At 63.7% G+C, this 23,110-nt stretch carries 28 protein-coding genes; 7 read left to right on the forward strand and 21 right to left on the reverse strand.

Features of this window, described 5'->3' with window-relative positions:
- Positions 1 to 33: 33 nt before the first annotated feature.
- Complete coding sequence (locus FHS49_RS17885; RefSeq protein ID WP_184021504.1) at positions 34 to 2,073, forward strand: TonB-dependent receptor; 2,040 nt, start codon at positions 34 to 36, stop codon at positions 2,071 to 2,073.
- Here the strand turns inward: FHS49_RS17885 and FHS49_RS17890 are convergent.
- The gene (locus tag FHS49_RS17890; RefSeq protein WP_184021508.1) at positions 2,070 to 2,663 is read right to left on the reverse strand and encodes an HD domain-containing protein; all 594 of its coding nucleotides are present in this window, start codon (positions 2,661 to 2,663) and stop codon (positions 2,070 to 2,072) included. The genes FHS49_RS17885 and FHS49_RS17890 overlap by 4 nt on opposite strands.
- A 122-nt stretch (positions 2,664 to 2,785) precedes the next feature.
- Here FHS49_RS17890 and FHS49_RS17895 point away from each other — a divergent pair, with 122 nt between their 5' ends.
- Together FHS49_RS17895 and FHS49_RS17900 are read left to right on the forward strand one after the other, a co-directional pair.
- Positions 2,786 to 3,883: a sensor histidine kinase gene (locus FHS49_RS17895; protein ID WP_184021511.1), complete on the forward strand. Its 1,098-nt coding sequence runs from the start codon at positions 2,786 to 2,788 to the stop codon at positions 3,881 to 3,883.
- Complete coding sequence (locus FHS49_RS17900; RefSeq protein ID WP_184021514.1) at positions 3,880 to 4,680, forward strand: LytR/AlgR family response regulator transcription factor; 801 nt, start codon at positions 3,880 to 3,882, stop codon at positions 4,678 to 4,680. The genes FHS49_RS17895 and FHS49_RS17900 overlap by 4 nt, the downstream gene beginning before the upstream one ends.
- A 40-nt stretch (positions 4,681 to 4,720) precedes the next feature.
- On the opposite strand, the gene chrA is transcribed toward FHS49_RS17900, so the two are convergent.
- The 13 genes from chrA to FHS49_RS17965 form a co-directional block, all read right to left on the reverse strand.
- Positions 4,721 to 6,028, reverse strand: coding sequence for a chromate efflux transporter (chrA, locus tag FHS49_RS17905; protein ID WP_184021517.1), 1,308 nt, complete (start codon positions 6,026 to 6,028; stop codon positions 4,721 to 4,723).
- Positions 6,029 to 6,218: 190 nt separating this feature from the next.
- The gene (gene pal / locus FHS49_RS17910; protein WP_184021520.1) at positions 6,219 to 6,734 is read right to left on the reverse strand and encodes a peptidoglycan-associated lipoprotein Pal; all 516 of its coding nucleotides are present in this window, start codon (positions 6,732 to 6,734) and stop codon (positions 6,219 to 6,221) included.
- An 89-nt stretch (positions 6,735 to 6,823) separates the two neighbouring features.
- The gene (gene tolB / locus FHS49_RS17915; RefSeq protein WP_425502726.1) at positions 6,824 to 8,203 is read right to left on the reverse strand and encodes a Tol-Pal system beta propeller repeat protein TolB; all 1,380 of its coding nucleotides are present in this window, start codon (positions 8,201 to 8,203) and stop codon (positions 6,824 to 6,826) included.
- Positions 8,200 to 9,006 carry a TonB C-terminal domain-containing protein gene (locus tag FHS49_RS17920; protein WP_184021525.1) on the reverse strand — a complete coding sequence of 269 codons (807 nt, stop codon included), beginning with the start codon at positions 9,004 to 9,006 and terminating at the stop codon, positions 8,200 to 8,202. Before FHS49_RS17920 ends, tolB begins: the two co-directional genes overlap by 4 nt.
- A complete protein-coding gene (gene tolR / locus FHS49_RS17925) occupies positions 9,006 to 9,461 on the reverse strand; it encodes a protein TolR (RefSeq protein WP_425502712.1) in 456 nt (151 codons plus the stop codon). Before tolR ends, FHS49_RS17920 begins: the two co-directional genes overlap by 1 nt.
- The gene (gene tolQ, locus FHS49_RS17930) at positions 9,461 to 10,159 is read right to left on the reverse strand and encodes a protein TolQ (protein ID WP_184021531.1); all 699 of its coding nucleotides are present in this window, start codon (positions 10,157 to 10,159) and stop codon (positions 9,461 to 9,463) included. The genes tolR and tolQ overlap by 1 nt, the downstream gene beginning before the upstream one ends.
- A gap of 22 nt (positions 10,160 to 10,181) precedes the next feature.
- Positions 10,182 to 10,619 carry a YbgC/FadM family acyl-CoA thioesterase gene (locus tag FHS49_RS17935; RefSeq protein WP_184021534.1) on the reverse strand — a complete coding sequence of 146 codons (438 nt, stop codon included), beginning with the start codon at positions 10,617 to 10,619 and terminating at the stop codon, positions 10,182 to 10,184.
- Positions 10,620 to 10,820: 201 nt separating this feature from the next.
- Entirely contained in the window at positions 10,821 to 11,852 is a 1,032-nt protein-coding gene (gene ruvB / locus FHS49_RS17940; protein WP_184021537.1) for a Holliday junction branch migration DNA helicase RuvB, read from the reverse strand.
- Between the two features lie 92 nt (positions 11,853 to 11,944).
- Complete coding sequence (gene ruvA / locus FHS49_RS17945; protein ID WP_184021541.1) at positions 11,945 to 12,541, reverse strand: Holliday junction branch migration protein RuvA; 597 nt, start codon at positions 12,539 to 12,541, stop codon at positions 11,945 to 11,947.
- Positions 12,542 to 12,697: 156 nt separating this feature from the next.
- Positions 12,698 to 13,183: a crossover junction endodeoxyribonuclease RuvC gene (ruvC, locus tag FHS49_RS17950; RefSeq protein ID WP_184021731.1), complete on the reverse strand. Its 486-nt coding sequence runs from the start codon at positions 13,181 to 13,183 to the stop codon at positions 12,698 to 12,700.
- A 133-nt stretch (positions 13,184 to 13,316) separates the two neighbouring features.
- Complete coding sequence (locus tag FHS49_RS17955) at positions 13,317 to 14,057, reverse strand: YebC/PmpR family DNA-binding transcriptional regulator (protein WP_184021543.1); 741 nt, start codon at positions 14,055 to 14,057, stop codon at positions 13,317 to 13,319.
- 32 nt (positions 14,058 to 14,089) lie between these two features.
- The gene (locus FHS49_RS17960) at positions 14,090 to 14,329 is read right to left on the reverse strand and encodes a DUF2312 domain-containing protein (protein ID WP_184021546.1); all 240 of its coding nucleotides are present in this window, start codon (positions 14,327 to 14,329) and stop codon (positions 14,090 to 14,092) included.
- 51 nt (positions 14,330 to 14,380) lie between these two features.
- Entirely contained in the window at positions 14,381 to 14,758 is a 378-nt protein-coding gene (locus tag FHS49_RS17965; RefSeq protein ID WP_184021549.1) for a DUF1244 domain-containing protein, read from the reverse strand.
- A gap of 72 nt (positions 14,759 to 14,830) precedes the next feature.
- On the opposite strand from FHS49_RS17965, the gene pyk reads away from it, so the two are divergent.
- Complete coding sequence (gene pyk, locus FHS49_RS17970; RefSeq protein ID WP_184021552.1) at positions 14,831 to 16,291, forward strand: pyruvate kinase; 1,461 nt, start codon at positions 14,831 to 14,833, stop codon at positions 16,289 to 16,291.
- Here pyk and FHS49_RS17975 read toward each other — a convergent pair.
- From FHS49_RS17975 to galE, 5 genes are all read right to left on the reverse strand, one after another.
- The gene (locus tag FHS49_RS17975; protein WP_184021555.1) at positions 16,276 to 16,671 is read right to left on the reverse strand and encodes a type II toxin-antitoxin system VapC family toxin; all 396 of its coding nucleotides are present in this window, start codon (positions 16,669 to 16,671) and stop codon (positions 16,276 to 16,278) included. The genes pyk and FHS49_RS17975 overlap by 16 nt on opposite strands.
- Complete coding sequence (locus tag FHS49_RS17980; protein WP_184021558.1) at positions 16,668 to 16,928, reverse strand: type II toxin-antitoxin system Phd/YefM family antitoxin; 261 nt, start codon at positions 16,926 to 16,928, stop codon at positions 16,668 to 16,670. Before FHS49_RS17980 ends, FHS49_RS17975 begins: the two co-directional genes overlap by 4 nt.
- Before the next feature lie 57 nt (positions 16,929 to 16,985).
- Positions 16,986 to 17,594, reverse strand: coding sequence for an HAD family hydrolase (locus FHS49_RS17985; RefSeq protein ID WP_184021561.1), 609 nt, complete (start codon positions 17,592 to 17,594; stop codon positions 16,986 to 16,988).
- Positions 17,595 to 17,599: 5 nt separating this feature from the next.
- Positions 17,600 to 17,725: a type B 50S ribosomal protein L36 gene (gene ykgO / locus FHS49_RS17990; protein ID WP_003046794.1), complete on the reverse strand. Its 126-nt coding sequence runs from the start codon at positions 17,723 to 17,725 to the stop codon at positions 17,600 to 17,602.
- 80 nt (positions 17,726 to 17,805) lie between these two features.
- On the reverse strand, positions 17,806 to 18,807 hold the full coding sequence (gene galE, locus FHS49_RS17995; protein ID WP_184021564.1) for a UDP-glucose 4-epimerase GalE: 1,002 nt from the start codon (positions 18,805 to 18,807) through the stop codon (positions 17,806 to 17,808).
- A gap of 158 nt (positions 18,808 to 18,965) precedes the next feature.
- On the opposite strand from galE, the gene FHS49_RS18000 reads away from it, so the two are divergent.
- A complete protein-coding gene (locus tag FHS49_RS18000) occupies positions 18,966 to 19,541 on the forward strand; it encodes a DUF4136 domain-containing protein (RefSeq protein ID WP_184021566.1) in 576 nt (191 codons plus the stop codon).
- Positions 19,538 to 20,656, forward strand: a complete 1,119-nt coding sequence (locus FHS49_RS18005; RefSeq protein ID WP_184021568.1) for a M14 family metallopeptidase — start codon at positions 19,538 to 19,540, stop codon at positions 20,654 to 20,656. Before FHS49_RS18000 ends, FHS49_RS18005 begins: the two co-directional genes overlap by 4 nt.
- A 123-nt stretch (positions 20,657 to 20,779) precedes the next feature.
- Here the strand turns inward: FHS49_RS18005 and FHS49_RS18010 are convergent, their stop codons facing one another.
- The gene (locus tag FHS49_RS18010) at positions 20,780 to 21,499 is read right to left on the reverse strand and encodes a dienelactone hydrolase family protein (protein WP_184021570.1); all 720 of its coding nucleotides are present in this window, start codon (positions 21,497 to 21,499) and stop codon (positions 20,780 to 20,782) included.
- Positions 21,500 to 21,721: 222 nt separating this feature from the next.
- On the opposite strand from FHS49_RS18010, the gene gpmA reads away from it, so the two are divergent.
- Positions 21,722 to 22,408 carry a 2,3-diphosphoglycerate-dependent phosphoglycerate mutase gene (gpmA, locus tag FHS49_RS18015; protein ID WP_184021572.1) on the forward strand — a complete coding sequence of 229 codons (687 nt, stop codon included), beginning with the start codon at positions 21,722 to 21,724 and terminating at the stop codon, positions 22,406 to 22,408.
- A gap of 33 nt (positions 22,409 to 22,441) precedes the next feature.
- Here the strand turns inward: gpmA and FHS49_RS18020 are convergent, their stop codons facing one another.
- On the reverse strand, positions 22,442 to 23,038 hold the full coding sequence (locus tag FHS49_RS18020; RefSeq protein WP_184021574.1) for a GGDEF domain-containing protein: 597 nt from the start codon (positions 23,036 to 23,038) through the stop codon (positions 22,442 to 22,444).
- Positions 23,039 to 23,110 lie beyond the last annotated feature (72 nt).

Genomic DNA, 23,110 nt, shown 5'->3' on the forward strand with positions numbered 1-23,110 from the left:
TGCACGCGGCCATGCGGCGCTATGGCTGGGGCGATGAATCGGCTGATCCTTCCTGGCCTGGCGGCTTGCGCGCTGATCGCGCCGGCTGCGGTGCGCGCGCAGGCGGTGACGGGCGCAATCCGGGGTGAGGTGACCGCCGCCAGGGGGCCGGTCGCGCGCGTTGAGGTGGTCATCGAACACAGCCCCACGGGGACGCGATCGCGCACCACGGCCGATGCGCTTGGTGCCTTTCTGATGACCGGGCTGCGCGCGGGCGGACCTTATATACTGACCATCGCAGCGCCTGGCTTCGAAACCTATAGCGTGAGCGGGATCATGCTGGCGGCGGGCGCGCCGCTGCGCCTGCCGATCCGGCTGGCAGCGCAGCAGGAATTGCTGGTGACGGTGGAGACGCTGCGCGCCACGCGTCTGTCCGCCGGCCCGATGACGCTTTACGACCCTGCCGAGATCGCGGGCGTCGCATCGGTGCGGCGCGAGATCCGTTATGTCGCGCGGCGCGATCCGCTTGTGGATTCGTTCGTGAGGGCGGGGCCGGCGGGCGTTGGCGGGTTGTCGGTGGATGGCGTGCGCCTGGCCGGCGCGCATGGCCCCGTATCGTTCGACGCGATCGGGCAACTCGCCGTGAAGATGGCACCCTATGACGTGTCGGAGGCACCGGGCGGCACGATCGATGCGGTGTTGCGATCGGGCGGGAATGCGTTTTCCGGCACGGCGTTCGTCAGCAGCGCCGTGGATCGCGACGGCGTAGGCTATGGCGCTTTCCTGTCCGGTCCGGTCGCGCGGGATCGGCTGTTCTTCGCACTGGCCCATGAACGCCTTGAGAATGATCGCGCATCGCTGGGGAGCGCGGGACGCGACTCGCGATATAGCGCGAAGATCGACTGGAATGCGGCCGAAGGCCAGCGCGCGGCGCTGAGCTATATCCATCATGATTTCGCGCCGCGCGACGGCGCGGGCGGATGGCGCGCCGGCGAGACGACCGATGCCGCCGCGCTGCACCTCAATTCGGACTGGAGCACGCGCTTGTCCACGCAGGCGCAATTCACTTATCGCCGGATCGAACGCGTTTCCGGGGCATCCGTCACGGCGGCGCGGGCGCAGGCGATGGGTGGCGTGGTCGCGGCCCATCTGCAGCTTGGCCGCCACGCGCTGAAGGCGGTGCTCGGCTATGAGCGGGAGACGATCCGGATCGCACCCGTGTCGCTGCCGGGCGTGGTTCGCGCCGGCGATCATGCGGCGTCTCATTATAGCGCGGGGGTGCAGGATAGCTGGGATGCGGATCCCGCGCTGAACATCACCTATGGCCTGCGCCTCGATGCGCGCCGGATCAGCGGCCAAGCCCGGTCGGTGGTCCAGCCGCGCATCAGCGCGACGTGGCGACCCCGCAAGCGGTTGACGCTGCGTGGCGGCGCTGGCCTGTTTACCCAGACGGGACTGCAGATGCCGGGCGATCCCATGCTCGAGCCCGTCGGTGCGCCGATCGCGTTCGATCCCGGTTCCAGGCTGCCCTCGCTCTGGAAATCCAGCCTGTCACTTGATTATGTGATGGACCTCGGCCCGTTTGGCGACGGGTGGCGGCTGGGCACTGATATCGTCTATGCCGCGGTGCGCCGCGATCCATTGTTCCCCGATCACGCCGACGCGCTCACCGCGGTGGCGCGCATCGCGACTGAGTTCGATTTCGGGCTTGCCGCGAATGTGGCCTATATCCGGCATGATGTGCAGGATGGTGATCCCGCGCAGGCGGCTCACCCGCGCTTCACCGATGACGTCCGCAGCACGATCAAATTCGCGCTGGATTATGCTCACGCTTTCGTCGCGGATTACAAAACACGGCTTAGCCTGTTCGGCGAATGGCGATCCTTCCGGCCGTGTGTAACGACCTGTGTTTCATCATCGATATGGGGATGGGCACCGCCCGACAGACGTGCGCTCGGCGTGGATCTGCACATCGATCAGGATCTGCCGCTGTCCCTTGTCCGCGGCGGGCGGCTCAAGCTCTTTGCCGATGTGGAAAATGTGTTCGCCGACCGCCATTCAGGGGCGCGGATCGGCGTGCGGTCCGCTTTTTAGGCCGGCGCGCCAGCGCCCGCATAAAGGCTCTGCCTGGGCTTTTCGAACAGCGTCATCACCATCGGCTCAAAAAACGCCAGCGGCGCGCTTTCATACTGCGGATCGAAGGCGGATTGATCGTATTTTTCGCAGAATTCCGCGCACGCCTCGAAATGCTCATGCCCGCGGTAAGTCTCGCGCAGGTCGCGGTCCATGCCGAGATAGTGAAAATAATAATAGCCCTGGAATATGCCGTGATGGGCGGTGATCCAGTGCAACTGCTCGGAGACGAACGGCTTGATGATGGCCGCGCCGATATCGGGATGGTTATACGCACCCAGCGTATCTCCGATATCGTGGATCAGCGCCATCACCACATAATCATCGGGCCGGCCGTCGCGGTGCGCGCGGGTGGCGGTCTGCAGCGAATGCTGGAGCCGGTCCACCGGAAAGCCGCCGTAATCGCCGTCGAGCAGCTTGAGGTGATCGAGCACGCGCCGTCCGCCGCGCGCTGCAAAGGGGATGAAATGGCTGGCGATGGTCGTCCAGTCCTGCTGGCTGCCCTCGGTCATCGCGGTGAACTGCGCGCGATCCTGCGGCTCGGCGGTCATGGCGGCTTTCTCCCTGGCGTCTTTTGACCGAGAGGATAGCGCGGCGCGGCGGCATTGCAATGCGCATGGACCTATGTGCGCCCGGCCTTCACCTGGCCGTCACAATCGCATAAGGCACGGATATGGCAGTCATCGGCCTCGAAAAGCGCCCCTTCTTCGACGACAAGAACAGGGCGTTCTGGAACCTTCAGTCCGCGGGCTGGGCGGGCTATCTGATGCTGCGCGCCATCTCCAGTTTCTCCAACGGTTTCGCGCTGGAGCGCATGGTGCCGCTCTTGATCCATGTGGTCACCGGCTATTCGCTCACCCTGATCCTCGCAGTGATGTACCGCCTTGTCATCAACCGCACCCGGCTGGTGACCTGGGGTGTATCGGTCAGCGCGGTCGCGCTGGCGACGCTGCTCTATGCAACGATCGACGCCTGGGTGTTTTCCACGATCAACCGACCCGACGAACCCTTTGCCACATCGCTGGTGCTGGGCACGCTGTTCATCGATTTCACGGTCCTGGCGGCCTGGTCATCGCTTTATTATGCAATCAATTTCTACCTGATCGTGGAGGAGCAGGCGGATCAGCTTGTCCAGCTCGACAGCCAGGCGAGCGCGGCGCAGCTTGCCATGCTGCGCTATCAGCTCAATCCGCATTTCCTGTTCAACACGCTCAATTCCATCTCGACGCTGGTGCTTCTCAAGCAGACCGAGCGGGCGAATGCGATGCTCTCCCGCCTGTCCAGCTTTCTGCGCTACACATTGGCGAACGAACCGACGGCGCAGGTGACGCTGGAGCAGGAGGTGGAGACGCTGAAACTCTATCTAGAAATCGAAAAGATGCGCTTCGAAACGCGGCTGCGCACGCACTTCACGATCGACGAGACCGTATCGAAGGCGCGGCTGCCCTCGCTGCTGCTGCAGCCGCTGGTGGAAAATGCGATCAAATATGCCGTGACGCCGCAGGAAGAAGGGGCGGATATCTCCGTCGAAGCGCGGCTGGCCGGAGATCGGGTGCAGATCACCGTGTCCGACACCGGTCCGGGCTTGAAGGACGCGATCGCAAGGCCCAGCTTCTCGACAGGCGTGGGTCTCGCCAACATTCGCGATCGCCTTGCCCAGGCGTTCGGCCCCGATCATCGTTTCGATGCGGGTTCGAAACCATCTGGGGGGTTCAGCGTTGTGATCGAGTTCCCGATGATAGTGGATGAACAGCCGAAAGAGGCCGCATGACGATAAGAACCATTCTGGTCGACGATGAAAGCCTTGCGATACAAGGGCTTCAACTCAGACTGGAAGCGCATGACGATGTGGAAATCATCGACACATGCCTGAATGGCCGCGAGGCCATCCGCTCGATCAAGACCAATAAGCCCGATCTGGTGTTCCTTGATATCCAGATGCCCGGATTCGACGGCTTTTCCGTCGTGCAGGGGATGATGGAGGTGGAGCCGCCGCTCTTCGTGTTCGTCACCGCTTATTCCGATCACGCGCTGCGCGCGTTCGAGGCGGATGCGATGGATTATCTGATGAAGCCGGTGGAGCCCGAGCGTCTGGCCGATACGCTGGAGCGCGTGCGCCAGCGCCTGTCCGAAAAGCGCGGATCGGAAGAGGCCGAACGGCTGATGGAAGTGCTGACCGAAGTGGCACCCGAGGCGGTGGAGAATATGGGCGAGGCGAGCGAGGCTCATGCCTCCAACCGGTTCGAAAAGCTTATCAACATCAAGGACCGCGGGCAGATCTTCCGCGTCGACGTGGACACGATCGAACGGATTGATGCCGCGGGCGATTATATGTGCATCTATACCGGCGATAACACGCTGATCCTGCGCGAGACGATGAAGGATCTGGAAAAGCGGCTCGATCCGCGGCGGTTCCAGCGGGTCCACCGCTCGACGATCGTGAATCTCGATCTGGTCAAGCAGGTGAAGCCGCACACCAATGGCGAATGTTTCCTGGTGCTCGACTCGGGCGCGCAGGTGAAGGTGAGCCGCAGCTATCGCGACGTGGTGGCGCGTTTCGTTCATTGATTTCCCGGCCTCCCTTTATCGCAAAGGGAGGCCGGATTTCTCACAGCGCGCCCAGCAGCAGTCCGCCGGCGGCGCAGATGGCGAGGGTGACCATCACCCCGCGGTTCAACGCGAACAGCAGGATGGCGGCCAGAATCGCCAGCAAGGCGGTGGTCCAGGCGAAGCTCTCTCCATCGGGCACATAGAATCGGACCGGGCCGGCGTGCGCCTCTGCTACGCGCGTGAACAGGATATGGAGCGCGAACCAGACCGTGAGATTGGCGATCACGCCGACCACGGCCGCGGTGAGCGCGGCGAGCCCGCCCTGCAGCTTGCGCGCATGTTCCAGCCGTTCGATCCAGGGCGCGAAAGCGAAGATCCACAGGAAACAGGGGGCGAAGGTGACCCAGGTGGTCAGCCCCGCGCCGAGTATGCCGGCCATCAGCGGCGAGAAGGGTTCAGGCGCGCGGAAGGCAGCGAGATAGCCCACGAACTGGGTGACCATGATCAGCGGCCCTGGCGTGGTCTCGGCCAGGCCCAGCCCGTCCGCCATTTCGCCCGCATTGAGCCAGTGATGCGACTGGACGGCTTCCTGCGCCATATAGGCCAGCACGGCATAAGCGCCGCCGAACGTGACCACCGCCAATTGCGAGAAAAAGACCCCGATCTTCCACAGGATATGCTCCTGACCGAGCATCAGCAGCACGAGCGCCATGGGTGCGGCCCAGATCAAGCCCCAGGCGATGATGGCGCGTATCGTGTGCCCGATGATCGCGCGGCGCGGCGTTGGCGGCGCATCGACGGGCTTGGGCGGCGCGAGCTTGAGCCAATCCGGGCGGACGGCCGCCACCACCATACCGATCGCACCGCTGCCGAGCACCACCAGCGGGAAAGGCAGATTGAACAGGAACAGCGCCAGGAAGGCGGCAAAGGCCAGGATGCGCTTGAACGGGCTGTTAAGCGCGCGGCGGCCGATGCGGATCAGCGCCTGCACGACGATCGCCAGCACCGCGGCCTTGATGCCCAGGAACAGGGCGTCAAACCAGGCAAGGTTCGCGGCATAGCCATAGAGGATGGAAAGACCCAGAATGATCGCCGCGCCGGGGATGACGAAGAGCAATCCGGCGGTGAGCCCGCCTTTCAACCCGTGCAGCCGCCAGCCGATATAGGTGGCCAATTGCTGCGCTTCGGGGCCGGGGAGGAGATGACAGAAATTGAGCGCGCGCAGATAGGCACCCTCCTCGATCCAGCCTTTGTCATCGACCAGTTCGCGGTGCATCAGCGCGATCTGCCCGGCGGGGCCGCCGAAGCTCAAAATGCCGATGCGCGCGAAAGTCGTCGTCAGTTCACGAAATGATGGCTCGGCCATAGATACAATTCCCCTCTATCCGGGCCGAAAGCCCGGATGATGCCGCAACGCTTGGGCGGGGAACGCCTGACCGGGAGGCTGCTTTGTCCCGATCGTGCAATCTTAGGCGCGTGCCGGGGTGACGGGCAAGACGGGATTTGCTTTTGAAGGGTAAAGCCCCTCTCCCAACGGAAGAGGGGCTTTGAAGCGATCAGCCGAGCGTCACGGTGACGGCGCGGCGGTTCTGCGCCCAGGCAGATTCATCCGAACCCACGGCGTCCGGGCGTTCCTTGCCATAGCTCACCGTGGTCAGGCGGCCCGCGGCCACGCCCTTGGAGATTAGATAGCTTTTTGCCGCATTGGCGCGGCGATCGCCCAGGGCGATGTTGTAATCGCGCGTGCCGCGTTCGTCGCAATGGCCCTCGATCGTCGCGCGGACATTGGGATATTGCTGAAGCCAGCCGACCTGGCTGTCCAGCGTGGCGCGATCGTCGTCTGTCAGCACATCTTCGTCCAAGCCGAAGAAGACGCGATCGGACGAGACCTTGGCAAGGAAATCACCCTGCGAGCCGGGCACGGGAACATTGTCCACGCCCGTGTCGACCACTTCAGTGCCAGTGCTGTTGTCCACAGGCGGCGGCGGCGCGTCTGCCACTTCCTTTTTGCCGCACGCGGCGACAGCGAGCAGGCTCGCGGTGAGGATCAGTTTGGTAGCCAGTCGGGCCATGTCGGTTTCCTTCTTCATAGTAAACTCAAACCCACCCTGTTCCTTCCCCGTGCCCCCACGGGGTTGTTACGATAACAGAATTACACGTTTCACGGCAATAACGGTCCCCAGGCCGGATCGGATCCATCCAGCGGCGTGGGAATCTTGCGCTCGTTGCGCCCGGTGAGATCCACCTGCCACACGGCGGACTTGCCCGACCGACCGGGGCTGGAGCGGAAGAATTGGATCACGCGGCCATTGGGCGACCAGCTTGGCGCTTCATCCTGCCAGCCATTGGTCAGCAGACGTTCGCCACCGCCGGTGGGCGACATCACGCCGACCCGGAAACCGCCGCCGATCTTGGTGAAGGCGATCAGATCGCCGCGCGGGCTCCATTCCGGGGTGGCCGAACGCCCGCCGCCAAAGCTGATCCGCTGCTGGCCGGAGCCGTCCGCATTCATCACATAGATTTGCTGGCTGCCGCCGCGATCGCTTTCGAACACGATCTTGCTGCCATCGGGCGAATAGCTGCCCCCGGTATCGATGCCGGGCGAATTGGTCAGCCGCTGGGGCGTGCCGCCGCCCGCGGCGGAGACGCGGTAGATGTCCGTATTGCCGCTGACCGACATGGAATAGAGGATGAAGCGGCCATCGGGCGAAAAGCGCGGCGAAAAGGTCTGGTTGACGCTTTCGGTGACAAGCTTCTGTTTGCCGGTGCCGATATCGTAAATATAGATGCGCGGGCGTTTGCCGATATAGCTCAGATACACGATCTGCTTGTAATCCGGCGAGAAACGCGGGGTGAGCGCGATAGACTGGCCATTGGTGATGAAGCGGTGGTTCGCGCCGTCCGAATCCATGATCGCCAGCCGCTTGACGCGATTATCCTTAGGGCCGCTTTCGGCGATATAGGCGATGCGGCTATCGAAGAACGGGCTTTCGCCGGAAAGGCGCGCATAGATGGCGTCGGCACATTTATGCGCGGCGCGCCGCCAGTCGCCCGGCGCGATATCGAAGCCCTGGCGGGTGAGTTCGGTGCCCAGCGCGACGTCGTAAAGATAGCAGCCGACGGTCAACTTGCCATCGCCCTTCGCGCGGACGAAGCCCTGAACCAGCGCTTCGGACGAGGCGCCACGCCAATAGGTGTATGCCGGCGCGGTCACCTCGCCAAAGGTGATCCCGCGCACCGAATCCGGACCCTTGGGCCGGAACAGGCCCGAATTGCGCAGATCGGCGGTGATGACTTCGGCGACCTGACGACCGAGCGCTTCGGTCGATCCCGCGGGTGTAGCGACCGCTTGCGGCGTGGCGAGCGCGGGCACGGCGATGACGAGATCGTCGCCGCTTTCGTCGGTCACGTCCACGCTCAGGCCCGATTCCCCCGTGGAGACCGATGGCGGGGACACGGCCTGCGCCGCGAGCGGGGAGACGGTGGTCAGCGCGGTGGCGCACAGGCCAAGAGCGAGGGTGCGGAAACGGGTCATGATCAGAGCCTTTTATCGAATGATACAGGATTGATGGTCTTCCACGCATCATAAAGCGCGGGCGGCAATTTGAACGGCGCGGCCAGCTTGACCGCCTTGATCGCATTTTCACGATGCAATTGCATCTGCGCACGGTTGCTGTCCGTCACGCCGGTGGTGCGCAGAAAACGGATATCGGTGATACTGCCATTGGGGGCGAGGCTGATCGCCAGTTCGGTGCGCAACTGATCGGCGTCCGCACCGGTCGGCGCTTTCCAGTGCGGCTTGAGCTGGCGGCGGATTTCCGCGGCCAGAGCGGATTTCTGGGCCGGGCCGACGGTGGACGCCGGTGCCCCCGCGGAAGCCGCATTGGTGCGGGGCTTGTCGCTCAAACCCTTGGTGAGATCGCCCAGCGAACCGCGTTGCTTGGGCGGCTGTTTCGCCGGGGTCTGCTTTGCGGGCTTCGCCGCTGCGGCGGGCTTGGCGGGCGCTGGCTTGGGTTTGGGCTGCGGTTGCGGCGTGGGTTGGGGCTTGGCGGGTTGCGGCTGCACGCGCGGCTGGGGCGTGGGCTGCACCTGCGGCATCGGCTCGGGCGTCGGCGCTTCGGGCGTATCCATGTCAGCAGGATCGGGCGATTGCGCGGCGGGCGGCTGCGCGTCGGGCGTGGGCGAGGCGCTCTGCAGCGCCACCTCGTCGCTCAGCGTGACATCCATCGTCTCGGGCTGCAGCTTCAGCGCGTCATTCGGGCTGAAGCCGACCGAGAGCAGGCCGAACAAGGCGACATGGCCGATCACGGCCACGCCGAGGCTGGTGCGTTCGGCCCGGTCCATCAATTCGGCGCCGCAGCGGACGCCTCGCCGCCCTGCGTCGTGACCAGGGAAACCTTGTTCAGCCCGGCGCGGTTAAGCTCGCCCATCACGCCCATCACGCGATCATAGCGCAGTGCGCGATCGGCACGCAGGAAGATTTGCGGCGCATCCTGACCTTCGGCGGGCTGCTTGGTCGCCAAAATTTCGGGCAGTGCGGCATCGGCCACCGCCACATCATCCACGAACAGCCGGCCGTCGGCATCGAGCGTGATCTGAACGGGCTCCTGATCCTGATCCAGCGCCTTGGCGCGGCTGTCCGGCAGGTTCACGGGCACGCCGGTGACAAGCAGGGGGGCGGTGACCATGAAGATGATGAGCAGCACGAGCATCACGTCCACGAACGGCGTGACGTTGATCTCCGCCATGGGCGCGCGGCGACCGCGGCCGCGGGAGGAGGGAAGCTGGCCCATGCCCATCAGCCCACGCTCTCCAGCTCGCGGCTGAGCGTGGAATGGAAGCCATCGGCAAAGCGGCCGAGCTTGGCTTCGATGCGGTTGATGCGGTGGCTGAAGCGATTGTAGGCGATCACCGCGGGGATGGCGGCGAACAGGCCGATCGCGGTGGCGAACAAGGCTTCGGCGATCCCCGGCGCGACGACCGCGAGCGAGCTATTCTGTTCCGCCGCGATCGAGGTGAAGGCGCGCATGATGCCCCAGACCGTGCCGAACAGGCCGACGAAGGGCGCGACACTGCCGATCGTGGCCAGCATGTTCAGCCGTTCGGACATCTTGTCCACCTCGGTCGCGATGCCGCTGCCCATTGCGGTGGACAAGCGCGCGCGGGTGCCTTCGCGATCGACCGGCCTGCCCGCCACGGTGGAGCGACGCCATTCGGTGATCCCCGCCACGAACACGCGCGCGCTGGGCAGATCGGATTCGCTGTGCAGCTTGAAGAAGGTGTCGATATCGTCCGCCTTCCAGAAATCACGCTCGAACTTGTCCGAGGCGCTGGCGGTCTTGCTCAGCTTCAGCGCGAAGCCGATGATGATCGCCCAGGTCCAGATGCTGGCCAGCAGCAGGCCGAGCATGACGCCCTTGACCACGATATCGGCCTGGAGAAACAGCGCCAGCGGCGAAAGCGAGGTGGCATCGGTGGCGAGCGTGACGGCATTCATCGCGGTTTTCTAATCCTTGTTTTCACAGCAGCCGCTCGAACGCTTCGACCCATAAGCGCGGCTGACGCCTGGGCTTCCCATTGGGGGAGAGAAACGCCGCAAGCACATCCGCTTCCGTTACAATTTCGTCGCCGCGCATGACCCTTTGATGAATAAGGCAGGTGGCGGCACGGATTTCTTTCACCCGGCTGACAACGAGCAATGCGTCATCGAGTTTCGCCGGGCGGCGATATTTGATCGTGAGATCGGCCACGGCATAGACGCCTTCGCCGCCGTCATGCGCCGCGCGCTGATCGATTCCGGCGCAGGACAGCATGTCCGATCGGGCGCGCTCCATGAAGCGCAGATAATTGGCGTGATAGACGATGCCCGACAGATCGGTGTCCTCGAAATAGACGCGGACCGCGAAATGGTGCGCCTTGCCGGCGAAATGGCCTGCATAGGGCTGATCGGAAGTCATCGGAGGTGCCTTAGCCGCTGGGGGATAAGGGGTGAACCCCCATTCGGCCCGTTGGCGTAACGATTGGTCTTGAGCCATTCCTCCCCGGAAAGGGGGAGGGGGACCGCCCGAAGGGTGGTGGAGGGGCAGTCGCGCGCACCGAGCGCGGCCACTACCCCTCCGTCACGCTGCGCGTGCCACCTCCCCCGAGGGGGGAGGGATTCACTTCCCGTCGAACAGACCATCCTGCCCGGCTTCGGGCGGCGGGTTCAGACCCAGATGCAGCCAGCCGCGGCTGTTGAGGCAGCGGCCCCGCGCGGTGCGGGCGATCAGGCCGAGCTGGATCAGATACGGTTCGATCACCTCCTCGATCGTGTCGCGCGGTTCGCTGAGACCCGCAGCGAGCGTCTCCACGCCCACCGGCCCGCCACGATAGATGTCGGCGATCATCATCAGATAGCGGCGATCCATCGCGTCGAGGCCGAGCTTGTCCACCTCCAGCCGGTTGAGCGCGGCGTCGGCGGCGTGCGCGTCCACGATCGGCGTGCCCGCCACATTGGCGAAATCGCGCACCCGGCGCAGCAGCCGTCCGGCGATCCGCGGGGTGCCGCGCGCGCGCTTGGCGATCTCATGTGCGCCATCGTCGGCCAGCGGCAGCGCCAGCAGATGCGCGGCGCGGCGCACCACCTGCTCTAACTCGTCCACGGTGTAGAAATGCAGGCGCACGGGGATGCCGAAGCGATCGCGTAGCGGCTGGGTGAGCAGCCCCTGCCGCGTGGTCGCGCCCACCAGCGTGAATTTGGGGAGATCGATGCGGACCGAGCGGGCGGATGGCCCCTCGCCGATCATCAGATCGAGTGCACGATCCTCCATCGCGGGATAGAGTACCTCCTCTACCGCGGGATTGAGGCGGTGGATCTCGTCGATGAAGAGGACGTCGCCATCCTCCAGATTGGTGAGCAAAGCCGCCAGATCGCCGGATTTGGCGATCACCGGCCCCGATGTCGCGCGGAAACCCACGCCCAGTTCGCGCGCGATGATCTGCGCCAGCGTGGTCTTGCCCAGACCGGGCGGGCCGAAAAACAGCACATGATCCAGCGCATCGCCCCGGCCTCGTGCGGCTTCGATGAACACCCGCAAATTCTCGCGCGCGGACTTTTGGCCGACGAACTCGTCCAGCGTCTTGGGGCGGAGCGCCGCGTCCAGGTCTTCCGGCTTGCGGATTGGGGTGATGAGGCGATCGGTGTCGGTCATGTCACCTACGTCCCTCGACTTCGCTCGGGACAAACGGTTTCTGGAGGAGCGGAACAAATTTATCCGTTTGTGTCGAGCGAAGTCGAGACACGTTATTTCGCCGCCTTCTTCAACGCCAGCCGCACCAAAGCATCCAGCGTCGCGCCTTCGCCCAGATCGGCTTCAGCAGCGTTCACCGCGGCATTCGCCTCGCCCGGCTTGAAGCCCAGATTGAGCAGGGCCGACACAGCATCCGCCGCAGCACCGGCCACCGGCGCAGATGTCGGCAGGCCGGGTGCGAGCGCGATGCCGCCCACCTTGTCCTTCAATTCCATCACGATGCGCTGCGCCAGTTTCGGGCCGACGCCGTTCGCGCGGGACACCATCGCCTTGTCGCCGCTGGCGACGGCGCGCTGGAGTTCGGATGAATCAAGCGCGGACAGGATCGCGAGCGCGACGCGGCCGCCGACGCCCTGCACCGAGGTGAGCAAGCGAAACCAGTCGCGCTCGTCTGCGGTGGCGAAGCCCATCAGGCGGATGAAATCCTCGGCCACCAGCATCTCGGTATGGATGGTCACCGCGCCGCCGATCGGGCCGATGGCGGCGAGCGTGCGGGCGGAGGCGCCGACCAGATAGCCGACCCCCGCGACGTCGATCACGGCATGGTCAATGCCGGTGCTGACGAGTTCCCCCCTGAGACGTGCGATCATGATTTGTTCTTAGGTGGAAAAGCAGGTTTTGCAAACACCCGTCATTCCCGCGAAAGTGGGAATTCCGCTGCCTTTGCGATGGCGCCGAACAAAGAAGAAGCGGGATCCCCGCTTTCGCGAGGATGACGAAGAAAAAAAGGGATAGAGTGACGAGGCTTAAAAAATCCGCCGCGCGCTGGCCACATGATGCGCGTGGGTGATCGCCACAGCGAGCGCGTCGGCTGCGTCCGCGCCCGCGATCTTCACGCCGGGCAACAGGCGGGAGACCATCGCATGGACCTGCGCCTTTTCGGCATTGCCCACGCCGACGACCGCCTTTTTCACCAGCCGGGCGGCATATTCGCCCACTGCGATGCCGGTGCGTGCGGGCGCGAGCAGGCAGATGCCGCGCGCCTGGCCGAGCTTCAGCGTCGATTGCGGGTTCACATTGACGAACACCTCCTCCACCGCTGCGCCGTCGGGCCGGTAGTGCAGCAGCAGATCGGTGAGCGCGGCGTCGAGCGTCACGAGCCGTTCGGGCAGCGGTGCCTTGCTGTCGGTCTTGATCTGGCCATTGGCGATATGGCTCAAGCGGTTGCCCTCGGCCACAATGACGCCCCAGCCGGTGGTGCCCAGACCCGGATCAAGACCGAGGATGATCAGAGAGATCCCTCCCCGCAACGGGGAGGTGGCACCCGGAGGGTGACGGAGGGGCAGTGGCCCCGTCCGGTGCGCGTGACTGCCCCTCCACCGGCTCCGCCGGTCCCCCTCCCCGTTCCGGGGAGGAATGGGCGAGTCACCCCAATTTCTCCATCACATCATCGGGCACTTCATAATTGCCCCAGACGGTCTGGACGTCATCATCGTCGTCCAGCGTGTCGATCAGCTTGAGCAGGCTCGCCGCGGTGGCCTCGTCGACCACGATCATCGTCTGCGGACGCCAGGCGAGCTTCGCCGTCTCGGCTTCGCCCAGCACAGGCTCAAGCGCCTTGGCGACCTCATGCAGCGCATCCTGCGCGGTCCAGATTTCATGGCCCTCATCGGAAGACACGTCTTCGGCCCCGGCTTCCAGCGCGGCTTCGAACACGGTTTCGGCGTCGCCCGCCTTGCCCGGATATTCGATCAGCCCCATGCGATCGAAGCCGTGGCTCACCGAGCCGCTGGCACCCAGATTGCCGCCATTCTTGGAGAAGGCGGTGCGCACGTTGGTCGCGGTGCGGTTGCGATTGTCGGACAGCGCTTCCACGATCAGCGAGACACCACCGGGGCCGAAGCCCTCATAGCGGATTTCCTCGTAATTCTCCGCATCACCGCCGACCGCCTTGTCGATCGCGCGCTGGATATTGTCCTTGGGCATGGACTGCGCCTTGGCCGCGTTCACGGCCAGGCGCAGTCGCGGGTTCATATCCGGATCGGGCAGGCCCGATTTCGCCGCGACGGTGATTTCGCGGCTGAGCTTGGAGAACATCGAGGACCGTTTCTTGTCCTGCGCGCCCTTGCGGTGCATGATGTTCTTGAATTTGCTATGGCCTGCCATAAGCCTCTGCTTTCCCTCTCATATTCAACGCATCAGTCGATGCCGAGCGCTGCCTTATAGGTATCGAGCAATGCTTCCATTTCCGCGCGGTCATGGGCTTCCATCTTCCGCAAACGGACGATCTGGCGCATGATCTTGCCATCATAGCCATTGCCCTTGGCTTCGGCATAAACATCACGGATATCGTCCGCGATCCCCTTTTTCTCTTCTTCGAGGCGTTCGATCCGCTCGATGAACAGCCGCAACTGATCGGCTGCGACATTGTCGCTCATGTGATTCTCCAATTGATGAACCGGTGCCTCTAGGGCAGCGGCCAGCCCGGCTCAAGTGTCGTGCGACGGTGCCGTCATCGAAGGCGGGTCGCTGGCGGGAAAGCTCTCGTCCAGCGCCTCGTCCAGCGCGTCCTCGCGGTGGTTACGCGCCACGCTTTCCGCCATCTTCGCGATCTGATCGGGCGAAGCGGGCAATTGATGCGTCGCTTTCCACTGGGCATAGGACATCCCATAGACCGCCTGGCGGCCCGCATCCTTGTCGAACGCGCCCCCGCTCGCCTCGGCCAGCCAGTCCCCCAGGCAATTGCGGCAGAAGCCCGCAAGGCCCATCAGGTCCACATTCTGCGCATCTGTCCTATATTGCATATGAGCGACCAGACGACGGAAGGCTGCGGCGGCCGTGGCGTCGTCGATCTCGTCGATTGTCATGTGGGGCGCTCCATGGTTGAACTGTCTCGATTAAGGCTTAAGGCGCGTCGATAACAAGTCAGCGGAGAGTTTGTGACCCATATTATCGCCCCCCGCACCCGCAAGGTCCGTGTCCTCGCAACGCTTGGCCCCGCCAGCAGCACGCCGGATATGATCCGCAAGCTCTTCATGGCGGGGGCCGACGCCTTCCGCATCAACATGAGCCATGGCAGCCATGAAGGCCATGCCAAGGTGATCGGGCATATCCGCGAGATCGAGAAGGAACTGGGCCGCGCGATGACGGTGCTGGTCGATCTCCAGGGGCCAAAGCTGCGCGTGGGCAAATTCGAGGGCGGCTCGACCATCCTGAAGACGGGCAAGACCTTCATCCTTGATCGCGACAAGACGCCAGGCGATGACAAACGCGTCAATCTGCCGCATCCTGAGATTTTCGCCGCTCTGGAGCCGGATACCCGCCTGCTGCTGGACGACGGCAAATTATGCCTGCGCGTAAAGACCGTGACCCCGGACCGGATCCAGACGCAGGTGGAGACCGGCGGCAAGCTCTCGGACAATAAGGGTCTGAACGTGCCCGATGTGATCGTGCCGATGGCCGCGCTGACCGAGAAAGACCGCAAGGATCTGAGCTTCGCGCTGGAGCATGGGGCGGACTGGATTGCGCTCAGCTTCGTGCAGCGCGCCGAGGATGTGGCCGAGGCGCGGCGGCTGATCGGCGGCAAGGCGGCGTTGCTCGCCAAGATCGAGAAGCCCTCGGCGATCGACCGGCTGGATGGAATCCTGGAATTGTCCGATGCGGTGATGGTGGCGCGCGGCGATCTGGGCGTGGAATTGCCGCCCGAACAGGTGCCGCCGCTGCAGAAGCGCATTGTCGAAATGGCGCGGCGGATGGGCCGCCCGGTGGTGGTCGCCACCCAGATGCTCGAATCGATGATCACCGCGCCCACGCCGACGCGCGCCGAAGTCTCCGACGTGGCCACCGCGATGTATGACGGGGCCGACGCGGTGATGCTGTCGGCCGAATCGGCGGCGGGTGCCTGGCCGGTCGAATCGGTGACGATGATGGACAAGATCGCGCACGCCGTGGAGGCCGATCCGGCCTATGCGGACCGCATCCATTTCACCGAGACTTTGCCCGATCCGACGACCGCCGACGCGCTGGCCGAGGCGGCGGGGCGGATCGCGGATACCGTGTCCGCATCCGCCGTCATCTGCTTCACCACATCGGGATCGACCGCGCGGCGCATCGCGCGTGAACGGCCGCTGGTGCCGATGCTGGTGCTGACCCCCAAACTTTCCACCGCACGGCGGATGGGGCTTTTATGGGGTGCCCATGCGGTGCGCACCAAGGATATCGCCTCGTTCGAGGAAATGATCGCCAAGGCCAAGCGCATGGCGCTGCGTCACGGCGTCGCCGGCGCGGGAGACCGGGTGATCATGATGGCAGGCGTTCCCTTCGGCACGCCGGGATCGACCAACGTGCTGCATGTCGTGCGCCTGACGGGCGATGAGCTGAAGAGCTATTCGGGGGAGTAGGCGAGGGGGTGGCCGCGCAACTTCGTATCGCGCGTCAGCAGCTTGAGGCCAAGTTCCTGCGCCTGGACGAGCAGCAACTCGTCGAACGGATCCTTGTGATCGAGCGGATGGATAAGGGGCACGGTGGTATGTTCGGGTTCGAGCGCAATGAGACCGACATTCATACGAACCAGCGCACCTAAGACGTCTGACGGATCACCTCGCCCTTTGCCTTCGCCCGATTTGAAGTAACTATTCCATTTGATGCGTAATTCCCAAAGGGAAACGGCTGAAACCCGGAGGTCGCTTCCCGCATCGTTTAGGAAACTCATCTCACGGAAAGTCAGGGTTTGGCGTTCCGTTGCCAGCCATAAAGCGATGTGCGTATCGAGCAGGATCATTCGTCATCAAGGCCGAGCACATGACGACTGAAAGCGGGATCATCGAAATGTGCAGGCCAGCCTTCACCCTGATATTTCCAGCCCACCTCCTTCAGATAGGCGTCGGCGGCCTCGAAATTCAGCCCCTTCTTCACTGGCGGCGGATTGATCTGGGCGACCGGGCGGCCGTGTTTGGTGATGATCACGCTTTCACCGCGCTCGGCGGTGGCGATGGCTTCCGAGAAGCGGGCTTTGGCATCCCTGATCGACATTTCCATCGCAATGCTCCTTGCAGACAGCAATAGCAAAAAATGTGACTACATGATAGTCACATCTCAGAGCAGGTGAAGACGTTCCAGGTCAGCGCGCAATTCGGCGGCATCCGTAAACAGGTGCCCCTTCATCCCCACGGCCTCAGCACCCTGCACATTCTCCAGCCGGTCATCGATGAAGATCGCCTGCGGGGGTGTCAGGCCGAAGCGATCGAGGGCGAGGTGGTAGATCGCCGGATCGGGCTTCACGAGCTTCTCGTCACCGGACACCACGATATCCTTGAACCGGTCGAAAATCGCAGCCTCGCGCTCCCGAAAGGGTGGCCAGAATTCGCCGGAAAAATTGGTGATTGCGAACAGCGGCACGCTGCGGGCGTCGAGTGAGCGGATGATCTCCGCCATGCCTTCGACCATGCCCCTCACGCTGTCTGCGAATCGCGGACCCCAGAGCGCGATCAGGTCGGCATGTTGGGGGTATTCTGCGATCAGCTCCGCGCTGGTCTCGGCGAAGGGGCGGCCGGCGTCATGCTGGAAATGCCATTCATGCGTCACGACATCGCGCAGAAACGCATCGAGCGCCCGATCATCCTTGATCAGGCGCTCGTAGAGGAACCGTGGTTCCCAATGATAAAGGACGTTGCCGACGTCGAAGACGACGGCGTGAACGCCCAACGCGCTCAGCCTTGGCGGGCCTTGAAGCGGCGGTTGGTCTTGTTGATCACATAGGTGCGGCCGCGACGACGAATCACGCGGTTATCGCGATGACGGTCCTTGAGCGACTTCAGTGAATTGCGGATCTTCATGGCGGAAACGCTTTCCGGATTACAAAAATGGCTGAAAATGAAGCGTCGCCCCTATGGGGAGGGCGCGGGGAAGTCAAGTCTCAGGGGCGTATTTCGGACAGTTTCCGCTCCCAAGCCAGCGCATCCTGCACGATCCCGTCGAGATCCGCATGTTTGGGCCGCCACGGGAGGCGTGCGAGGATGGCCTGATTGTCAGCGACCAGCGAATCGGGGTCGCCCGCGCGGCGGCCCTCGATCTTGCGTTCGATCTTCATGTTGGTCACCCGGTCCACCGCGTCGAGCACCTGGAGCACGGAAAATCCCTGGCCATAGCCGCAATTGAGGATGTGGCTGCTTGCAGGGTCGGCGAAGAGCGCCTCCAGCGCCAGCACATGCGCCGCCGCCAGATCGCTCACATGGATATAGTCGCGCACGCCGGTGCCATCGGGCGTATCATAATCCGTCCCGAACACGCCCACCGATGCGCGCTTGCCGAGCGCTGCTTCCACCGCGACCTTGATCAGATGCGTGGCCCCTGCGGTAGACTGGCCCGAACGGCCCTGTGGATCGGCACCCGCGACGTTGAAATAGCGCAAAGCGCAGAAGTTCATGGGATGCGCCACGGACACGTCGGCCAGCATCGCCTCGGTCATCAGCTTGGACATGCCATAGGGATTGATCGGGCGCGTGGGCATATCTTCGCGCACCGGGCTCGATTCGGGGACGCCATAGGTGGCGGCGGTGGACGAGAAGATGAAATGCTTCACCCCGCCCTTCACCGCGGCCTCCATCAGCGCGCGGCTCTTCACCGTATTATTGTGATAATATTTGAGCGGATTTTCGACCGATTCGGGAACGATGATCGATCCCGCAAAGTGCATGATCGCCCCGATGTCGTGTTCGGCGATCAACTGGCCGACCAGTGCACCATCCTCGATATCGCCCTCGGCAAATACCGCGCGTTCATCGACGGCCCAGCGAAAGCCGGTGGTGAGATTGTCGATCACGACGACGCGCCAGCCCGCATCGAGCAGCGCCAGCACCGCATGGCTGCCGATGTAGCCGCCGCCGCCCGTGACCAGCACCGCTTTCCTGTCCGCCATGAAATTCCTCCGGCCCGTTTCAGAAAATCGCCCTATCACCCAAGTGTTAAGCAACCCAATGGCATTGCCTTGCGATTTGAGGCAGAAACCGGTTTCCAGTCGTTATTGATGATGACAGGTGCGTAATTTCGGATGGGATGTTTGCGATGGTGAGATCGATGTTGAAGCCGCTGGCGCTGGGATGCGCGCTGGTCCTCTCGGGCTGTGCGACGAGCATTCCGCCCGTGGAGGTCACGCGATTCCATCTGGGTCTGCCGATCGAGCGCTCCACCGTGGCGATCGAATCGGTGCCGGGCGCGGACAGCCTGGAACTGCAGACCTATAACAATGCGGTGCGCGGCGAATTGGGCAAGCTGGGCTATCCCGATGCCGATCTCAGCTCGGCTTTCTATGTCGCCACGGTGCGCGTGATGCGTGACACCCGCGAGGCGCTGGCGCAGAAGTCGCCGGTCTCGATCGGAGTCGGCGGCGGCACGGGCGGTTATGGCGGCGGCGGTGTGGGCCTTGGTCTCGGCTTCTCCTTCGGCGGCAAAAAGCGCGACATCGTGGTCACTCAGTTGAGCGTGCAGATTAAGCGCCGTGTGGGCGGCGACGCGGTGTGGGAAGGCCGTGCGCAGACCGAAGCCAAGGAGAATGCGCCCGCCGCGCAGCCGGGCATCGCGGCCGGCAAATTGGCCGCGGCGTTGTTCAAGGATTTCCCGGGCGAATCCGGCCGCACGATCAACGTGCCATGACGCTTAGCATCACCAGCGATTTCGACGGCGGCAATATCGAGATTCTGAAGATCGAGGGCGACAGCGCCGATCTGGCGATCCGCACTGACCATATGTCGGATTTCTACCAATGGTTCTCGTTCAAGGTGGCGGGCGGCGCGGGGCGCAGCCTGACGCTGCGAATCACCAATTGCGGCAAGAGCGCCTATCCCGGCGGTTGGCCCGATTATCGCGCGCGCGTGAGCGAGGATGGCGAAATCTGGCGGCAGACCGATACGGATTATGCCGACGGCGTTCTGACGATCCACGCCACGCCCGTGGGAGATGATTTTGCGGTGGCCTATTTCGCGCCTTATTCCAGCGATCGCCATGCCGCCCTGATCGATCTGATCGCGGCGCAGCCCGGTGTGACGCGCGCCTTGCTATGTCACACGCTGGATGGCCGTCCACTCGAAAGCCTGACGATGGGAAGCGGGCCGAAGCAGGTTTGGCTCTATGCCCGCCAGCATCCCGGCGAAACGATGGCCGAGTGGTGGATGGAAGGCGCTCTGGAAAAGCTCACCGATCCCGGTGACGCCACGGCGGCGCTGCTGCGTGAAACGGCCACGCTCCATATCGTGCCCAACATGAATCCGGATGGCTCGGCACGCGGGCATCTGCGCACCAATGCCGTGGGCGTGAACCTCAATCGCGAATGGGACGCGCCGAGCGCGGAGAAAAGCCCCGAAGTGCTTCATGTGCTGAACGCGATGGACATCAGCGGCGTGGATTTTGCGATGGACGTGCATGGGGATGAGGCGATCCCGGCGGTGTTCATGGCGGGTTTCGAGGGCATTCCGGGCCTGAAGGATGCGCAGCAGGCGCTCTATGTGAAATATTGCGATACGCTGGCGGCGCGGACGCCCGATTTCCAGACGAAGCTCGGCTATGGCCAGTCCGCGCCGGGCCGCGCCAATCTGTCCATGTCGACCACCCAGCTCGCGGAACGGTTCGGCGCGGTGTCCATGACGCTGGAAATGCCGTTCAAGGATAATATGGACGCGCCGGATCCGGCGTGCGGATGGTCGCCCGCGCGGTCGAAGGCGCTGGCAGGCGCTTGCCTGGATAATCTGGCGGCGATGATCGACGAGATTTGAGACGCGGAACCAAGATTTTTTGAGAGGATCCGTTTGCCCCGAGCGTAGCCGAGGGACGTGGTGCCAGAATCCACGCCCCTCGACGACGCTCGGAACCAACGGTTCTTGGATGGCGGCGGGATTCTACCCGAAAATCTCTTCCAGGAAATTCTCCATCGCCTTCCAGCTCCGCCGGTCGGCGGCTTCGCTCCAGCCGAAGCCGTTGCCGGTCGCCGCTAACCCGGAATCGGTGAAGGCGTGGCCCGTCTGGCCATAAGCATGGATCTGCCAATCGACGCCCGCTTCGTTCAGTTCCTGTGCCAGCGCGACCGTGGCCTCGGGCGGGCACAGCGGATCCTCCCAACCATGGCAGACCAGGATTTTCGCGGTGATCGCTGCATTGGGGAAAGGCGGCGCATCATAGACGCCGTGGAAGCTCACCACGCCCGCAACGTCCGCACCGGCGCGCGCCAGATCCAGCACGCTCTTGCCGCCAAAGCAGAAGCCGATCGCCGCGGTGCGCGCCGAATCGACTTCGGGCAATGATTTCAGGGTGGCATGTGCGGACAAGAGCCTGTCGCGCAGCAGGCCACGGTCTTCGCCAAGCAGGTTGATATAGCGCATCATATCCGGATCATCGCGCGTGGTGCGTTCACCTTGCCCGAACAGGTCCACCGCAAAGCCGACATAGCCGCGCGCGGCAAGGCGTTCGGCGCGGACATTGTCAAATTCCTTCTGACCCAGCACATTGGGGATCACCATCACGCCGGGGCGCGGACCGGACAGCGCATCATCCCAGGCCACGACGCCTTCGAACGGACCGCCGGGGCCATCATACACCATCGTCCGCCGCTGCACCGTCACGCATCATCTCCCGTCTTGAAGCGGCGATGTCGCACAGGAGCGCCGCGCCATGCAAGCGGGCAGCCGTCTTCATGGGACGGATCGGTTTGGCGGACGGGACACGGGCGATCGAGAAAAATTCTCGCCGCGCATTTCGCCGGCTCAGCATTCACGCGCCTCCGGGTTTGACGTGACGGTTCGCCGGGCTAAGAGGCGGGCGATTTCACACGTCCGGAGACTTTCATGCCCCAGCTCGTCCTGATCCGCCACGGCCAGTCCACCTGGAATCTGGAAAACCGCTTCACCGGCTGGTGGGATGTCGAGGTGACTGAAAAGGGCGTGGGCGAGGCGATCGCCGCGGGTCAATTGATGAAGGCCAAGGGGCTGGATTTCGATCAGTGCTTCACCTCGCTGCAGAGCCGGGCGATCAAGACGCTGAACATCGCGCTGGAGGAAATGGGGCGGCTGTGGTTGCCGGTGGAGAAGGACTGGCGGCTGAACGAGCGCCATTATGGCGGGCTGACCGGGCTGGACAAGGCCGAGACCGCGGCCAAGCATGGCGATGCGCAGGTGAAGATCTGGCGGCGCAGCTTCGATGTTCCGCCGCCGCCGCTGGAGGCCGGGAGCGCTTATGATCTGTCTTCGGATCGGCGCTATGCGGGAATCGAAGTGCCGGCGACGGAGAGCTTGAAGGACACCATCGCGCGCGTTCTGCCTTATTGGGATGCGCGGATCGCGCCCGCGCTGAAGACGGGGCAGCGCGTGCTGATTTCGGCGCATGGCAATTCATTGCGCGCGCTGGTCAAGCATCTGTCGAACATTCCCGATGACGAGATCACCGGGCTGGAAATCCCGACCGGGCAGCCGATCGTCTATGAGCTGGATGACGCGCTCGCGGCGGTGGACCGCTATTATCTGTCGGAGCGATAAGACGTAATCCACTCCCACAAAGGGCGGAACAGCCTATCCCCGTTTCGCGCAATACATGGCGATGTCCGCGCGGGCGAGCGCGGTGGCGAAGCTGTCTTCGCTGGTGATGATGGTCGAGCCGATGGACACGCCCACTTCGATCATGCCGCCTTCGACGGGGATCGGCGTCTGCGCGATCTGGCGCACCAGCATGTCCGCCTTTTCCTTGGCGGCCGCCTGATCCAGCCGGTAAAGTACCAGGCCGAATTCGTCGCCGCCGATCCGCGCGACCACATCGGTGGCGCGCACATGATCGCTCAGCACCTTGGCCACATGGATCAGCGCCGCATCGCCCGCATTATGGCCATGCTGGTCATTGACGCTTTTCAGTCGATTGAGATCAACGAACATCACCGCGATCGGCGTGGCATGGCGCGCCACATGCGCCACGGCGCGTTCGAATTCGCGGACGAACGCGCGGCGGTTCGGCAGCGGAGTCAGCGGATCGCTGTCCGCAATCAACTCAAGTTCGCCGACAAGCTGCTGGGCTGCCGCAAGCTGATTGCGCAGCCTGGCATTTTCGTCGAGCAACTTTTCTATCGCCTCGCGCGATGAATGCGCAAGATCGTCAAGCGCAACGCGCCCGGTCATATATCTCTCCCCGGATGAGATACCCCACGCGACCCGGATTCGGTTTGGTTGACAGCATCATAGGGAAACCGA

The organism is Sphingobium boeckii (assembly GCF_014199215.1).
Lineage (GTDB): Bacteria > Pseudomonadota > Alphaproteobacteria > Sphingomonadales > Sphingomonadaceae > Sphingobium_A > Sphingobium_A boeckii.

Excerpts from the sequence above, each read along its gene's own strand:
- FHS49_RS17980 (WP_184021558.1), bottom strand. The coding sequence starts at position 16,928 with ATGGAAATGTCGATCAGGGATGCCAAAGCCCGCTTCTCGGAAGCCATC.
- ruvA (WP_184021541.1), bottom strand. The coding sequence starts at position 12,541 with ATGATCGCACGTCTCAGGGGGGAACTCGTCAGCACCGGCATTGACCAT.
- FHS49_RS17900 (WP_184021514.1), top strand. The coding sequence starts at position 3,880 with ATGACGATAAGAACCATTCTGGTCGACGATGAAAGCCTTGCGATACAA.
- FHS49_RS17960 (WP_184021546.1), bottom strand. The coding sequence starts at position 14,329 with ATGAGCGACAATGTCGCAGCCGATCAGTTGCGGCTGTTCATCGAGCGG.
- FHS49_RS17890 (WP_184021508.1), bottom strand. The coding sequence starts at position 2,663 with ATGACCGCCGAGCCGCAGGATCGCGCGCAGTTCACCGCGATGACCGAG.
- tolR (WP_425502712.1), bottom strand. The coding sequence starts at position 9,461 with ATGGGCATGGGCCAGCTTCCCTCCTCCCGCGGCCGCGGTCGCCGCGCG.
- pal (WP_184021520.1), bottom strand. The coding sequence starts at position 6,734 with ATGGCCCGACTGGCTACCAAACTGATCCTCACCGCGAGCCTGCTCGCT.
- FHS49_RS18000 (WP_184021566.1), top strand. The coding sequence starts at position 18,966 with ATGTTGAAGCCGCTGGCGCTGGGATGCGCGCTGGTCCTCTCGGGCTGT.
- chrA (WP_184021517.1), bottom strand. The coding sequence starts at position 6,028 with ATGGCCGAGCCATCATTTCGTGAACTGACGACGACTTTCGCGCGCATC.
- tolQ (WP_184021531.1), bottom strand. The coding sequence starts at position 10,159 with ATGAATGCCGTCACGCTCGCCACCGATGCCACCTCGCTTTCGCCGCTG.
- FHS49_RS17965 (WP_184021549.1), bottom strand. The coding sequence starts at position 14,758 with ATGACAATCGACGAGATCGACGACGCCACGGCCGCCGCAGCCTTCCGT.
- FHS49_RS17975 (WP_184021555.1), bottom strand. The coding sequence starts at position 16,671 with ATGATCCTGCTCGATACGCACATCGCTTTATGGCTGGCAACGGAACGC.
- gpmA (WP_184021572.1), top strand. The coding sequence starts at position 21,722 with ATGCCCCAGCTCGTCCTGATCCGCCACGGCCAGTCCACCTGGAATCTG.
- FHS49_RS17895 (WP_184021511.1), top strand. The coding sequence starts at position 2,786 with ATGGCAGTCATCGGCCTCGAAAAGCGCCCCTTCTTCGACGACAAGAAC.
- FHS49_RS18005 (WP_184021568.1), top strand. The coding sequence starts at position 19,538 with ATGACGCTTAGCATCACCAGCGATTTCGACGGCGGCAATATCGAGATT.
- FHS49_RS17885 (WP_184021504.1), top strand. The coding sequence starts at position 34 with ATGAATCGGCTGATCCTTCCTGGCCTGGCGGCTTGCGCGCTGATCGCG.
- FHS49_RS17955 (WP_184021543.1), bottom strand. The coding sequence starts at position 14,057 with ATGGCAGGCCATAGCAAATTCAAGAACATCATGCACCGCAAGGGCGCG.
- ruvB (WP_184021537.1), bottom strand. The coding sequence starts at position 11,852 with ATGACCGACACCGATCGCCTCATCACCCCAATCCGCAAGCCGGAAGAC.
- FHS49_RS17935 (WP_184021534.1), bottom strand. The coding sequence starts at position 10,619 with ATGACTTCCGATCAGCCCTATGCAGGCCATTTCGCCGGCAAGGCGCAC.
- FHS49_RS18020 (WP_184021574.1), bottom strand. The coding sequence starts at position 23,038 with ATGACCGGGCGCGTTGCGCTTGACGATCTTGCGCATTCATCGCGCGAG.
- galE (WP_184021564.1), bottom strand. The coding sequence starts at position 18,807 with ATGGCGGACAGGAAAGCGGTGCTGGTCACGGGCGGCGGCGGCTACATC.
- ykgO (WP_003046794.1), bottom strand. The coding sequence starts at position 17,725 with ATGAAGATCCGCAATTCACTGAAGTCGCTCAAGGACCGTCATCGCGAT.
- FHS49_RS17920 (WP_184021525.1), bottom strand. The coding sequence starts at position 9,006 with ATGGACCGGGCCGAACGCACCAGCCTCGGCGTGGCCGTGATCGGCCAT.